The following is a 13,393-nucleotide window of genomic DNA, read 5'->3' as shown; positions in this document are numbered from 1 at the left end:
CATCAGGCACAAGATCAGCAGACACCCACCAAATCCTGCCGATCCAACTTCCAACTGCCAAGCCACCACACCGATCTCATTCTGAAATGATCAGTAAGCGGCTGTTGTCTTTCCGGTGGTGGCTGCGGTGTTTCCGATGGTCAGGAGTAGGAGTGGTGATTCGGTGGGAGTTGTGGCCCGTCGGGTTGTTGTTCTCCGGGACGTCGCGGATGCCGTCTGTTTCTGGGTTGCTGGAAGAGCGGGAGCTCGCTGCTCGTCGTCGTGTGGAGGAGTTGCGGGAGGAGGCCGATCGCGTCCAGGCTGAGTTGGTGGGGGCCGAGCAGGACTGGAGCGAGTGGGTCATTGCCCGCTCGCGGGTCGGCGAGGTCCTGGCCCTGGGCGGTGCTGGAGATGCCGCCCAGGATTCCACCGGGGGCCTGCGGGAAACTGGTCCGCCGCCCGAGCCGGCGAAGCCGAAGTCGGTGGTGCCCGGTGTGGCGCGCGGGGCTGGCCTGGTCGGTATTGTCGGTGGACTACCAGCGCATCCTTCGGGTCCTGTCCGACCAGCAAGGTCTCGGCCAGGGATCTTGACCTGCCAGGAGATGGCCATCGCGTTCGGGATTGACCCGGTGCCGGCGAAGGTGGAGACGCTGCGGTCGAAGGCGAAGCGGCTGGTGGCCCGGAGGTGGCTGGCCGAGCCGGTGCCAGGGCGGTTCACGCTGCTGCAGAGCGAGTCCAGGTCAGGCGACGGGTCATGAGCAGGGTCATCGACCAGTAGACCATCGCCTCGGCGCTGGCGGTGCGGCGTTCGAAGTCGCGCGCGAGGCGGCGGGATCGCATCAGGTGGGCGAAGAACCGCTCGACGATCCATCTCTTGGGCAGCACGACGAAGCCGCGCATGTCGTCGCTGCGTTTCACGATTGCCAGGACCAGCGCGAGCGTGGCGAGGCAGTGCTCGATAAGACTGCCGGTGTATCCGCCGTCGGCCCAGACCAGCTCCAGCCGGTGATGCGCGTAGGTGACTTGCTCGAGAAGTGCCCGGGCGGCAGTGCGGTCGCCGGTGTCCGCAGCGGTGACCATCACGCCCAGCAGCAGGCCGAGCGTGTCCACCACCGCGTGCCGCTTGCGCCTGTTGATCAGCTTGCCGCCGTCGAATCCGCGGCTGGCCGCGCCGACGACGGCGTCCGCTTTCACCGACTGGGAGTCGATCACTCCCGCGATCGGCTCCGGGTCCCGGCCCGCCTTCTCGCGGACCTTTCCCCGCAGCCGGTCGTGGAACTCGACGATCAGACTATGCTTCCGCCAGCGGCGGAAGAAGACGTAGACCCGGTCCCATGGCGGGAAGTCGGCCGGCATGGCCCGCCATTTGGTTCCGTTGTCGACCAGGTAGTGGACCGCGTCCAACATCGCCCGGTGACAGTAAGCCTCCGGCTGCCCGCCACGGCCCTCGAGCCAGCCGGGCACCGGCAGCAGTGGACGGACCACTGCCCACTGCGCGTCCGTCATGCCGGTGGGGTAGCGCCGCTCGCGCGTCCGGTTTGTCCGCGGCATTCCCGAACCGGTGCGCGAGACAGTCACACGACGGGGTGAGTGGCCCGGCCCGCACGAAGGCGTAGAACTGCGACAAAAGCACCTCCCTTATGCTTCTCCGGCTTCAACACCCAGGAGCTGCACCGGCGGCCCTGCCTTTATGCGGCTGTCGCATCGCGACCACCCGAACGGGACTGCCGTTCGATCACCAACCGCCACGATCGATACGGCAACTACCCATGAAACGGAGTCGGTCCGGAGCCGCGATGAGCCCTGAAGGTCCTGCGGGCGGCATCACGATGTCGAAGAGGCCACCCAACGGGCGGTGACACAACCGTCGTCTCCCGGCACGACCGCCTCAAGGCGCACCGCGTCCTCTGCTGGCCACGGGAATACCCCGAACTCCTGTCCTGGGGGCAGGTCACCGTCGTTCGGCAAGGGGTCATCCCATTCCACGGTGACGGTGCGGAGTTCTCTGTCGCCGGCCAGCGGGATGATCACCACGTCTGCTCCGTCATCGTCCGATTGCGCCCGCCGCGCGGCCTCCACGGCACGCGCGACCTCGCCCCGAGAGGTCGCGTGGATCTCCAGATCGATGAAGGCGGAGATCAGTGCCTGAGGTCTCACCGATGCGGCCACCGAAGAGAGGTCGTCGGCTGCCACGAGCCACAACCGGTGACCGAGTCTTCCGCCGGCCCAGCGCTCCACGACAAGCGTCCGGGCTTCCTGCTGTTGTGCGGACGACCTGACGGCCAACCCCCCGGCCACGTCAGTCCAGAAGGTGTCATCGGCGTGCCGCGAGACGTGCACTTCCTCGTCTTCGTCCTGCTCCTGGTCTCCCAAGACGAAAAGGCCCATCTCCTCGATCTCATCGAGAGACGCGAGGGCTCGCTCAGGGATCTGTACGTGCATGTAGAAGTCGAAGCCCATCATGATGCACATCTTCTCGCTGTCGAACCAGGCAGCGGGAGTGTCTCCGGACATGTGCCCTCTGAGCATCCGCAGGGCTGAGGTCTTGTCGACGATTCGACCCTCGTACACCTCTCCGAGCCAGGCCGGCGGAGGGCTGTGCAGGAAGACGTTCCTCAGGGTGAAGTGCGAGGCGCCGGCCGCTCTCGCGAGGATGTCGGCAGCCGCGATGTAACGGTCCTCGGTCCGTTGATACTCCTCAGCCGTCAGGATGCGTCCATCGAAGCAGGCGCCGATGTCGGAATGGTCGGTCCAGTCATCGATGTCACCCCGGCGTCTGGCCTCGTCGTACTTGCACAGGACGAAGGAGCGGAGCTTCACGGGGCTCGTATCAGGTCGCACCCCGTCTTCGTGGCCGTCGGGACTGTTCTGACGGCCAGCGTCTTCGCTGCATGACATGCGTCGGAGCTCCTCTGGGCGCACTGCGGCTGTCGTCAGCGCCGCACGCCGCTGCCACCCTTGGGACCGCGCCCCGGGGCTGGACTCGCATTGTGCGCCTGCGACCGGACATCGCGCACCTTGATATGGGGACGGTTGGTTTGCTGGAGGAACGGGAGCGGAGTGCCGGAGGCGCGTTGAGGTGCTGCGTCAGGAAACGGACCCGGTTCTTGCCGAACTGCGCGACGCGGAGTTGCTCCGGGAGCGGTTCGCCGTGCTCGGTGTCGCAGCAACTCCGAACTGTACGAGATGCCCTGTCCTCATGCGCGGACACGAGCAGATTCATCCGATCCGGCAGTCGCTTTCGATCACACCGCACTCAAGACCGATAGAACAACGGCTTCCAACGGGTGCCGGTTACATGACGAGGACGAACAAATCGACTGGGATTCAGCCTGGCGGGCGTGTTGCCGCCGCCCGGTGCCCTGGCATGGGACCGAGCAAGAGGGCCATCCCGGCCCGGGCTCGGCGGCACACTGCGGTCATGAGTGGAGAGGATTCGACACGGCTGGCGAGAGCCCTCATCGAGTTCCGAGAGGCCGAGGGCATCTCGGAGCGTGAACTCGCGCGCCGCACCTGGCTGAGTGAGGCGACCATCAGGACCTTCGAACGCGACCGTGGGGACCTGCCCACCCCGACCGTTGCCCGAAGCTTCGAGGAAGTACTCGGCTGGGCTCCGGGCAGCATCAAGACCGCGCCGTCCGAGGCGATGGCCGTGAGACATCGGCCGACTCGGCCATGGACCTCGAGTAGGCGTGCTGGTCAGGGCTGAGTTCCGGGCGATTGTGGTCGTGGCCTGGCGAAGAGTCCTGGCTCGGTTTCGGCCAGGATTCTGCGGTCGGCCAGCCGCTTGAGTTTGAGGCGGACGTTGTTGATGTTGTTGGGCGCGACCGCCACGTCCATCGCCTCGCACACCTGCCGCGCACGCAGCGGATGGTCGGCCCGCGGTGAACACCGCCATGATCTGCTGGTAGGCCGGATGGTCCGGCAGTTTCGGTGCCGGCGGTGCGGGCGGCCCGGGGTCGGGCAGCGCCAGCAGTGTCTTGCGGGTGATCCGGACTTCTTCGGCCGCCCGGCCGAGTTCGTCGAGCTGGGCGGTCAGCTGAGTGATCTGGTCCCGCGTCGTCTCGGCCTGCGCGGTGATCTCCCGTTCCCGCTCCTCCAGCCGTGCCAGTACCGCGCCGAGCGTCAGCTCCCCGCGAGTCATGCGGTGCGCCAGGCGGGTGCGGTCGCCGCGGTCAGCCGCCGCAGTATCATCGCGGTCATCGCCCAGTACACCCGCGACTCCGAACTGCGGGGCAGATGCTCGTAGTCGCGCACCAGCCTGCGGTGCAGCATCAAGATCCCATAGGCGTGTTCCACGACCCACCGCTTGGCCTGGGGAACGAACCCGGTCTGCGCGGGATCGCGCTCGACAATCACCACCTCGATGCCCACCTTCTGACCGTGCGCGACGACGGCGTTCTTGAAGCCCTGGTCGACCAGGGCCTTCTGCACGGTGTGGGTGTCGGCGGCGACCTTGTCCAGCAGCGCGATCCCGACGGCGTTCTCGTGCGCCGACGCGGCCGCCGCGATCACCAGCCCCAGAACGTCAACAGCCAGGCCGCGCTTGCGGCCCGGTACTTTTTTTGCCGCATCACGTCCCGTTGACACCGCGGGCACCCCGGCCGCCGCGTGAACGCTCTGGGTGTCGAGCACCACCAAGCTCGGGTCCGCCTTCCGACGCGCCATCTCCCGCACCTGCCAGTGCAGCAGGTCGTGAATGGTCTGGTCGATGCCGTCGTCACGCCAGGTGTAGAAGTAGTACTTCACCGCGCCGGCCGGCGGAAAGTCGTGCGGGAGCAGCTCCCACTGACAACCAGTCCGGCCCTGGTAGAGCAACGCGTTGACGATCTCCCGCATCGCGTACCGACCCTGATGGCCACTGACCGAGGGATGCATGGCCTTCCACGCGGCGATCACAGGCTCCACCAGCGCCCACTGCTCGTCACTCACGTCGGTCTTGCAGGGCTTGCGCTCGCTCACGGCGACCAGCCCAACATGCCCATGGCCGCCGACCGGCCGGGACGCCGCACCGCCACACGATCAGGTGACGACAAATCTCCTATGGACTCTCATACCGCCCTCTGAGATCGCTGCGGCCGGAGGCGTGGACAAGGACAGCGCCACCATTAACGACGCAAAGGGAAATCGCTCACCGTGGCAGATGTCAGAGTCACCTACGACGAGACCGTCAACGCAGCGTACGTCTACCTCACCGAACCGCTGGCCCGCGTGACGTCCGCGCGCGTGTATCCCTGCGTCCCAGTCGATGTCGACGGCATGATCAACCTCGACTTCGACGAGCAGGGCCGCCTCATCGGCATCGAGGTGTTGGCGGCCAGTTCAAAACTTCCCGAGTACCTGCTCCAGTCCGCGGAGCGACTTGACACCGAAGGTGCATGATCAGCCGGTTTCCACGCTCGCGGCGAACAGGTCGGAAAAGGCTCCGTGCCTCTTTCCGCTGGGACACGGGACCGCCAACAGGTTCAACATCAAGTTGGGGAGCCCGACGCAGTTGGAGCTCCACGGCGGGAACTGAGGGTGCCTGCCCGGAGCTCGACGTTCCGTTGCCGAGGCGCGCTAGCCGGCCACGTGCCACTTACGTCGGTCGGTGAGGGTGGTCACCGTGGGCGAGCAAGATGGTCACGATGGCCGCGTTGTGGACATGGAGTTGGTCGGCTCCATTTTGCTGTGCGATCGAGCGGGCGTCGGTGGAGCGCGGCCAGGTGGCCCTCTGCCGGGATGCCGCGCCGGAGTTCGAGAAGCTGCAGCAGCGCGGAGACGACCCAGCCGAGGTCCTGGACGATGATTTTATCGATCGCGCTGGTCGTCGCGGCGATGTCGGCGGTGAGCAGGTTGCCGTGGTGCGTAAAACGGCGCCAGGTCCCACACAACCCCGCTCGGTACTCCGCGACAGGCCCGGCCCTGCGCAGGACGTGAACGATGCCTGCCAGACCCGCCTGGTGCCGGCAACTCTCCTGCCGGCACCAGCCTCCGAGGCTGTTCAGTGGCTACTGGTCGTTGGCGAGTTTCTGCGCGATTCGGTCGAGCGCCGCGAGTTCCTCGGGGTCGAGACGGTCGATGAAGTGCAGGCGTACGGAGACAACGTGGGCGGGGGCGGCGTGCCGCAGTGTTTCCCGGCCTGCCGGGGTCAGTGCGAGGAGGCAGCCCCGGCCGTCGGCGGGATCGGGTGCGCGGCGGATGAGTTCGCGTGCCTCCATGCGGGAGGCGTGCCGGGACAGGCGGCTGCGTGACCAGCCCATCTTGGCGGCTTGGTCGTGAAGGGTGCTGGTGTCGTCCGGGCGCTCGGACAGGGTGCTGAGTACCTCGTAGTCCGGTTCGGACAAGCCGAGTGCGGCCAGGTCTTGTGTGGTGCGGACCTGGACCGCGGTCACCATGCGGAGGTACGAGCGCCAGGCGCGCTCTTCGTCGGAAGTCAGCCATCGGACCGGGTCACCCGTCTCATTCGTTGACATGTAACCAATCTACCCGCTAGTTTCGTTTCCATGACAACGAAACGACTGCGCGTCCTCGTTCTGGTCTGCAGCACCCGGCCCAACGCACTCGGCCACACCGCCGGACAGTGGCTGACCGAAACGCTCGCACCGAGCGCCGAACGGCTCGGCATGGACCTGGTGCCCATGGCGATCGGCGATTTGGGACTGCCTTTCCTGGATGAGGAAGAACACCCCTCGAGCAGAGTCCACCACCACGAACACACCCGGCGCTGGAGCAGGATCGTCGACGGCGCGGACGGCTTCGTCCTCGTGACACCCGAGTACAACTACGGCATGCCGGCCACGCTGAAGAACGCCCTCGACTATCTGGGCCCCGAGTGGGCCTGGAAGCCCGTCGGTTTCGTCAGCTACGGCCACACCTCCGCCGGCACCCGGGCGGTCCAGCACGCCAAACAAGTAGTGACGACACTGCGGCTGGTGCCCCTCGGAGCGACTGTCGCCCTGCGGATCACGGAAGTGGTGCAAGGCGACCGCTTCGCCCCCGAAACGCGCCATGCGGACGCAGCACAGGGCCTGCTTGAGGAACTGGCACAGCTCGCACGGGCCCTGCGCCCCATGCGCGAGCGCGAGCACGCCTTGTCCGTCAAAGGCCCGCTCCCCGGCTCGTACGCGCGTCGACTCGACCCGGACGACGCCCCCCACGTGACAGTCCTGCAGCGCTGCTGCTGGACGGAGGAGGCGCTCGCCAACGACACCCTGGCCGTACCAGCGCTCCACGAGAAGCCGGCCGACGTGCGTTCCTGGCTGGCCGACTGGCACACGACGGGCCTCTGGCAGGACGGCCAGCTGGTCGGCATGGTCCGCACCCGCCGCACCGGCACCGACCTCCACGTAGGACGGCTCGCCGTTGCCCCCGACCTGCGAGGACTCGGCCTGGGTCGCTGGCTGCTGCACCAGGCCGAATCGGCCGGGGAGGGATGCCTGCGCGTCGTCCTGTCCACCGGCGTCGCCAGCCAACGCAACCTTGCCCTCTACGCACGACAGGGATACGCGCCGCTGCCCGAAGCCCATCAGGACGGTACGGTGGGCCTGGCCAAGTCCGTTGCGACACAGGCATGAACACGCGCTTCGCGGACGGTCGGTCTGTCCGAAGCCGGTCAGGCGGCCGTCGGGTGACCACCCGACCACGTACCCGGAACGCGCACGTCACGAGTGCCACTCGTCCCAGTGCCGCCAGGGCGGGCGGACTCCATGGTCCGCACGATCTCGCGGACCGTACAGCCAAAGAGCTCTACCGCCCGACTGCCACCGTCAGACCGCCACGCAGCCCGAATCCCAGAGGCGTGACTTCCTCCACCGGGATGCAGGCAAGGCCGGGGCGGGCCGGTCCCGGCGTCGTGGTTGCGGCCCTGCACTCGGCGGCGCAGCACCTGTTCACCACCGGTGTTCAGCCGGTCAGCCTTCCAGCCGCCATCGCCATTGCGCCGGTCCCGGCGCCGGCCTCAGCTGCCACAAGAACCTCTTCCCTACGGCTATCGCGTGGGGAAGAAGTGTCATCGTCGCGGGGAGGCTTAGCTTGTTCTCTATCTACCGAGATCTTCCGGGCTTACCGATGGCATGAGGGTCTCGGGGCGTTTGACGGTCTTGCCGACGTCGTAGCGGGGTGCCCGCTGTTTGTTCTTGGCGCTGGGTGGCCGTCCGGGACCGGAGCCCCGGGGTTTGGGAACACGCAGTTGGTTGGCGGTGACGGCGGTTGCGTCGTCCGCCGGTCCGAGCCGGATCGCGGTCCAGGACGTGGCACCCGGCTCCAGCACGGGCGACGAAGGAGTAGGGCCGGCCCGGAATGAACTGCGATGCCGATTTCGCGCGGCCGTAGACGTGACAGAACAGCCTCTCCGCCGAACACGGCGCGTCCGGGCGAAGCCACGGCGACACGTCGGCCGACAGGACCAGACGCCCGCCGTCGAAGCGAGGCAGCGACAGCCCGGCCAGTACCGTCCGCAGTCGGCCCATGTCGGTGCGGCCGTGATTCAGGCCGCCGTGCATCGCTCCGTGCCCACGGCGGTGCTCGGGCGACAGCGTCAAGTCCACCGGAGACTTCACCGCACCGTCGGCACACAGCACCGCGTCCGCCAGCCCGAACAACTCGTCGCGCCGGGCGGTCATGTACTCGTAGAAATCGCCCCGGAAGCGTGACGCCTCCGTGAACGCTTCCCTCTGGACTGCATCAGCCAGCAGACTCACCCTCACGGCCTTCGTCGTGGTCACGTGCACCTTGGTCGAAGCACATGATCAGACGAAGGCCGCCCCCACGTCCGGCGAACCCCCAGGTGGGCGACCCAGTTCGAGATACCATTCGAGGCCGAAGAAGAAGAACAAGCTCAGCCTCGGAGCGCCCACGTCGTGACCCGGAGCCCCCGCTCCTGCCAACCGCCGACGCAACAAGGCCGCTCAGGGCCGAAGCGAGGGGCTCCGGCATGGGTTCTGAACGCGTCTCAAGCCCCCCTGCCAGGGCGGCCGGTCGGCTTACAGGTACTCGAGCAGCCAGCCGACGGGGGCATCGTCGACCATGTCGCCGGCGCTCTTCTTCACCCGCCCGATGCTGACCTTCTGGGTTCCCGCGGGGAGCTTCTCCGCGAGCCGGGCGTCGCCCGCGATGATGTCCCAGTTCTTGACGACGGACCAGGTCGTGCCGTTGTGCAAGGCCACCCGCAGGCGCACGTCGGCCCAGTCGGAGCCGAAACTGAGGTAACCGTCGCCCCAGACAGTGCCGTTGCCCTGGTTGGGGTTCGGTACCGCCAGTACGAGTACGTGCTTGTAGTGAATGAGCCCGCCCGACTCGTTGAACGCGAAGCCGTGGGGAACCTCACCGGTCTGGAAATGGGACTGGGCGGCCACTGGCACTCCTTGTCTGTCCGGTGAGCGGGCGCAAACTGGATGGCGCCCCAACAGCCGGACGATCAGATGCTGCGCCTGCGATCAGCGCACCCCCACTATGCAAGCGACGCCCACCGACAAGGAATGCTTTATGGCATTCAAGACAAATGCATGACCTATAACCTATGAGCTATTTTATGTACGAATTGGTCACTCTGGAGCAGTGCCTCATGACCACCCCTTCCTGGGTTATTGCGGACGGGGGCCCGCCTCACGGTGGCGGTATCGCTGCAAGGCGGTTCGAGTTCATCAGGCCCGCGACATGCAACCGCCCCGGTACGAGCGCTGAGCGGCTCGTGCCGGGACGATGCCGTGCGGTTGCCGCCCAGAACGAAACCACGTGAGACGCGGACATCATCGCCCCTTCTTGCCAGCCCGGAAGGGGCACGCCGTCCGCTCGAGCCGCAGAGAACGCCCGGTAGCCGGCCCGGGACCTCCCCGACTCGTCAACGACCGCTGGCTCCGCCTGGATGAACATAAGGATGGCCACCCAGGTCACAGATTTGCGCTGGAGCTGAGTGACCGTCCGCATCCTCATGTGGTGAGTGGCTTGCTCAGCCGTCACAACCCTGCCGCCGACGCCTTCCGGTTGCCCCGGTGGTACGGGCAATGAACGCTGCCCTGCCCTCTTCTCCTTGCCCGTGGGCCGAGCCTTCCGATGTGCGACGAGCAGCGGCGATGAAGCAGCGCAGGTTCAGGTCGGCGAGACTGTCGATGAAGTACCGGTCGGCCAGTGACGATCCTGGGGGGTGCACGAGTCTGGCGCTCATCCATTCCACCAGGGTGGACGCGGCCCCACGCGCGACCCACGGTCGGTCGAGGCGGGCTGTGGTTTCCCGGCACCCAGTCGCCCGCGTCCAGGTCTGGTCAAACGCGGTTCGTACCTCGGAGCGCAGGACGCTGAGCTCCTCCATGCTCGCGTTGACGATACGAGCCAATCGTGCTTCGGGCGAGGTCTCTTCGTGTCGGGCCATCTGGGCGGCGTGGCTGATGGCGGCATATTCCCAGACCGGGAATGAGTCGTCACCCTCCACGTTTGAATCCATCGCCAGTACCGCCTCCAAGTCGGCCATGAAAGGAAGGTCGTCGTCAGACAGTTCTGGAAGGTTGAGGCCGATGAGAACTCCGAGCAGGCGTTGATCGATTTCTGAGCGTGGCGCCCGGGCGAGTTCGGGGAGTCGACGCAGGTTGATGCGCATCTGCCGGATTGCCCTACCGCCTCGTTCGCATCGTCGATGCTCCTGCGGGCTCCGTAGGACCGTGCGCTGGCCGTCAGACCTGAGCCGAACAACTCGTCGATGAGGGCGAGGGTGCCTGCGAAGTCCGGAGATTGACTGCAGTCTGTGACTCCTGCTGGCCTTTGAATCGTCCGTCTCGCTCCGTGTCGAGCTCTTGTCTGCGTGGCCGACCGGCACCGTTCAGTTCCGGTGCTGGTTCCGTGCTGACTTCCGGGCCACTGATGAGGCAAAACCGCAGGTCCTAGCTCTGATCGGATGGGTTGTCGTACCACTCGATGGTGGTGCCGATGAGGCTGGCGGCGACGATGCGGCGGAGGTTCGACGGTGCTGGTGGGGAGGTTGCTGGGGCGGCCATGGGTACCACTTCCGGACGTTTGGCGGGGACGTTGCTGTGTCGCCATACCGTAGGAAGGGCCAGGTCAGGGGCGTATGTGGCCGGACACCATAGTTCGGGTTGCCGGTGTGCGGGCCGGCGCTACGGGGAGGGGGTGCGAGCCCGTTTCCGCTTCGTGGGGGTGGGCGGGAGAGGGCCGTCTGAGTTGCACGGGGCAAGGCTTTCGGGGAGGTCGGCCAGCAGCGAACCGGGGGTACGTGGGGACGCCGTGAGGATCCACGTTGCGTGATGGAGGCTCGGGCCGGCCCAGACCGTCCAGTTGTTGAGTTCCGGATGCTGGGTGACGGCATGGGCCTGGACACCTGCGTCGCCAGCGGGAGAGGTCCAGCGCATCCAGCGTCCGTCTTCCAAGGTGTGCTTCCACCCGGCCTCGGTGAGGGGCTCTGTGGCGGCGGTGACAGTTTGCTCGTCCCCGGGGCCCTCAACGGTCACGCCCTCGTGGGCGATACTCGCTAGGTGTGTCAGCAGGCCCTCCAGCACCGGGGCTGGCGTCGTGGCGGTTGCTGTGAGAACCCACGTGCGGTCGGAGACGGGTGTTTCGTAGGCGGCCACGGTCCAGGCGGTCTCGTGTGCGGGGTGTTCGTGGAGTAGTTCGATGCGCAGGGTCTGGTCTTCATGGATGGCGTGGGTGGTGTCGTCGGACCAGGTACGTTCCCTGTCAAGTTCTGCGTGTTGAACTGCCGTTCGCCAGCGCCACTGGCCCAAGGTCCAGCTCCTCCCCTCCTGTCCACGGTCACGCAGAGCTACTCGAGAAGCCGAAGACGCGGTCTACAGCTGGCGGAAGGCGCGCGAGGATGTACAGCCGCGACGGCGTCGCCAGCGCCTGGAGCGATGGCACTTCGCGGCGGCTTCGGGAGTACCAGCCGGAGCAACGAGTTCTTCCCATCCGTGGGTGTTGTCGGTGCTCGTGAGGCCGGCCCGATGCCGGCCTCACGGGCACCGAAGTGGTGCTGCGGCGCTCGGGGCTCAGGCTCGGGGCTGCATGTACTCGAAGACAGAGCCGTCCGGGTGGCGGGCGACGATTTTGGTGCCGTTGGGTACTTCGTTGGGTGCTTCGAGGATCTCGGCGCCGGCCTTGCCCAGGGCGTCGAGAACCGGGGTCAGGGATTCGACGATGACGGTCGCGTTCTGCGAGACGTACTTCTCCAGCGGGCCGGAGTAGAGCAGGAAGGGTCCTGCCAGCGCCAACTCCAGTTCACGGTAGGGGAATCGGCGGACTTCCATGTCCCCGGCCTGGTCCTGGTAGAGAGGAATCGCGTCTTCGAGGTTCTCAACTTCGACGTTTGCGATCATTTCTCGGATGTTGCTGCTCACGGAGATCTTCCTTGCTCAGTTGGCGGTGAAGGCGGGGTAGTCGGTGTAGCCCTCGGCGTGACCGGCGTAGTAGGTGTCCCGGTCGCTGTCGGCCAGCGGGTGGCCCTGTGCGAAGCGCTCGACCAGGTCCGGGTTGGCGATGAAGGGGGCGCCGAAGGAGACCGCGTTGACGATTCCGTGGTCGAGGATCTCGTTGCCGAGGGGCTGAGTGAAGCCGAGGTTGGCGACGATGTTGCCCTGGTAGTGGGCGCGGTGGCGGGAGAAGAGGGCGATGCGCTCCTCGATGGTGCCGGGGGTTCCCAGGAGGTGCAGGTAGGCCAGGTTGCTGTCGTTGAGCTTCTTGAGCAGCTGGTCGTAGTCGGCGAGTGTCTCCTCGTCCGCGGTGAACGTGGTTCCGTTGTTCCAGCCCGGGGACATCTTCACGCTGATGCGGTCGCTGCCCCACACGTCACTGACGGCGTCGAGGATGTCGAGGAGGAACTGGGCCCGCTTCTCGCTGCTGCCTCCGTAGGCGTCGGTGCGCTGGTTGAGACGCGGGTTGAGGAACTGCGGGATCAAGTGGGATTGCTGGGCGTGGAGTTCCACGCCGTCGAAGCCGGCGCGGCGGGCGTTCTCGGCCGCATGGCGGTAGTCGGCGATGGTGGCGGCGATCTCGGCGGCGGCGTAGGCGCGCGGGGTGACGGTGTCCTTCGGGCCGGAGGGGGTGAAGGACTTCTCAGCGGGGTTGATGGCCGAGGGTCCGGCGGGCAGGCGGCCGCCGAGGTGGTCGGGGTGGGAGGCCGTGCCGAGGTGGCCGAACTGGGAGACGATCCGCCCGCCGGCCTCGTGGACGGCTTCGGTGACCTTCACCCAGCCGGCGGTCTGCGTGTCGGTGTAGATGCCGGGCGCGTGGATGAAGCCGATCGCGTCGGGGCTGACCCAGGTTCCCTCGGTGACGATCAGGCCGGCGCCGGCGCGCTGTGCGTAGTAGGTCGCGTGGAGGTCGGTGGGGGCCAGCTCGGCGTTCTGAGCGCGGGCGCGGGTCATGGGGGCCATGACGACACTGTTGGGGAGCTCCAGCGCGCCGAGGCGGACGGGCTGCAGCAGGGGCTGAG

At 66.8% G+C, this 13,393-nt stretch carries 13 protein-coding genes and 1 pseudogene; 4 read left to right on the top strand and 10 right to left on the bottom strand.

What is annotated here, in order from left to right; genetic code table 11:
• Window positions 1-209: 209 nt before the first annotated feature.
• Window positions 210-737: pseudogene (locus ABT025_RS37735) on the top strand (hypothetical protein).
• Here ABT025_RS37735 and ABT025_RS37730 read toward each other — a convergent pair.
• Both ABT025_RS37730 and ABT025_RS37725 read right to left on the bottom strand, forming a co-directional pair.
• Window positions 694-1,485, bottom strand: a complete 792-nt coding sequence (locus ABT025_RS37730) for an IS5 family transposase (protein WP_351003208.1) — start codon at window positions 1,483-1,485, stop codon at window positions 694-696. The pseudogene ABT025_RS37735 and the gene ABT025_RS37730 overlap by 44 nt on opposite strands.
• A gap of 318 nt (window positions 1,486-1,803) precedes the next feature.
• Window positions 1,804-2,877, bottom strand: coding sequence for a hypothetical protein (locus ABT025_RS37725; RefSeq protein ID WP_351003206.1), 1,074 nt, complete (start codon window positions 2,875-2,877; stop codon window positions 1,804-1,806).
• 523 nt (window positions 2,878-3,400) lie between these two features.
• Here ABT025_RS37725 and ABT025_RS37720 point away from each other — a divergent pair.
• Entirely contained in the window at window positions 3,401-3,688 is a 288-nt protein-coding gene (locus tag ABT025_RS37720; protein WP_351003205.1) for a helix-turn-helix domain-containing protein, read from the top strand.
• A gap of 431 nt (window positions 3,689-4,119) precedes the next feature.
• Here the strand turns inward: ABT025_RS37720 and ABT025_RS37715 are convergent, their stop codons facing one another.
• The gene (locus tag ABT025_RS37715; RefSeq protein WP_351003202.1) at window positions 4,120-4,941 is read right to left on the bottom strand and encodes an IS5 family transposase; all 822 of its coding nucleotides are present in this window, start codon (window positions 4,939-4,941) and stop codon (window positions 4,120-4,122) included.
• A 174-nt stretch (window positions 4,942-5,115) separates the two neighbouring features.
• Between ABT025_RS37715 and ABT025_RS37710 the strand changes: the two genes are divergently transcribed.
• Window positions 5,116-5,361 (top strand): DUF2283 domain-containing protein, encoded by a 246-nt coding sequence (locus ABT025_RS37710; RefSeq protein ID WP_351003200.1) that lies wholly within the window; start codon window positions 5,116-5,118, stop codon window positions 5,359-5,361.
• 608 nt (window positions 5,362-5,969) lie between these two features.
• On the opposite strand, the gene ABT025_RS37705 is transcribed toward ABT025_RS37710, so the two are convergent.
• Entirely contained in the window at window positions 5,970-6,434 is a 465-nt protein-coding gene (locus tag ABT025_RS37705) for a MarR family winged helix-turn-helix transcriptional regulator (protein WP_351003199.1), read from the bottom strand.
• A gap of 30 nt (window positions 6,435-6,464) precedes the next feature.
• On the opposite strand from ABT025_RS37705, the gene ABT025_RS37700 reads away from it, so the two are divergent.
• A complete protein-coding gene (locus ABT025_RS37700; RefSeq protein WP_351003198.1) occupies window positions 6,465-7,535 on the top strand; it encodes a GNAT family N-acetyltransferase in 1,071 nt (356 codons plus the stop codon).
• A 468-nt stretch (window positions 7,536-8,003) separates the two neighbouring features.
• Here ABT025_RS37700 and ABT025_RS37695 read toward each other — a convergent pair whose 3' ends face one another.
• The 6 genes from ABT025_RS37695 to ABT025_RS37670 all read right to left on the bottom strand — a co-directional run.
• Window positions 8,004-8,684: a transposase gene (locus tag ABT025_RS37695; RefSeq protein ID WP_351003196.1), complete on the bottom strand. Its 681-nt coding sequence runs from the start codon at window positions 8,682-8,684 to the stop codon at window positions 8,004-8,006.
• 258 nt (window positions 8,685-8,942) lie between these two features.
• Window positions 8,943-9,314 carry a hypothetical protein gene (locus ABT025_RS37690; protein WP_351003195.1) on the bottom strand — a complete coding sequence of 124 codons (372 nt, stop codon included), beginning with the start codon at window positions 9,312-9,314 and terminating at the stop codon, window positions 8,943-8,945.
• A 593-nt stretch (window positions 9,315-9,907) separates the two neighbouring features.
• A complete protein-coding gene (locus ABT025_RS37685) occupies window positions 9,908-10,552 on the bottom strand; it encodes a hypothetical protein (protein ID WP_351003193.1) in 645 nt (214 codons plus the stop codon).
• Window positions 10,553-11,066: 514 nt separating this feature from the next.
• On the bottom strand, window positions 11,067-11,690 hold the full coding sequence (locus ABT025_RS37680) for an SPDY domain-containing protein (protein ID WP_351003192.1): 624 nt from the start codon (window positions 11,688-11,690) through the stop codon (window positions 11,067-11,069).
• A 261-nt stretch (window positions 11,691-11,951) separates the two neighbouring features.
• Complete coding sequence (locus tag ABT025_RS37675; protein WP_351003190.1) at window positions 11,952-12,299, bottom strand: VOC family protein; 348 nt, start codon at window positions 12,297-12,299, stop codon at window positions 11,952-11,954.
• Window positions 12,300-12,314: 15 nt separating this feature from the next.
• Window positions 12,315-13,393: alkene reductase (locus tag ABT025_RS37670; protein WP_351003189.1), on the bottom strand; the 1,079-nt coding region annotated here is incomplete at its 5' end.

It is taken from the genome of Streptomyces sp. NPDC002809 (assembly GCF_040295435.1).
Taxonomy (GTDB): domain Bacteria; phylum Actinomycetota; class Actinomycetes; order Streptomycetales; family Streptomycetaceae; genus Streptomyces.
This window is presented reverse-complemented; position numbering and strand designations above follow the sequence as displayed.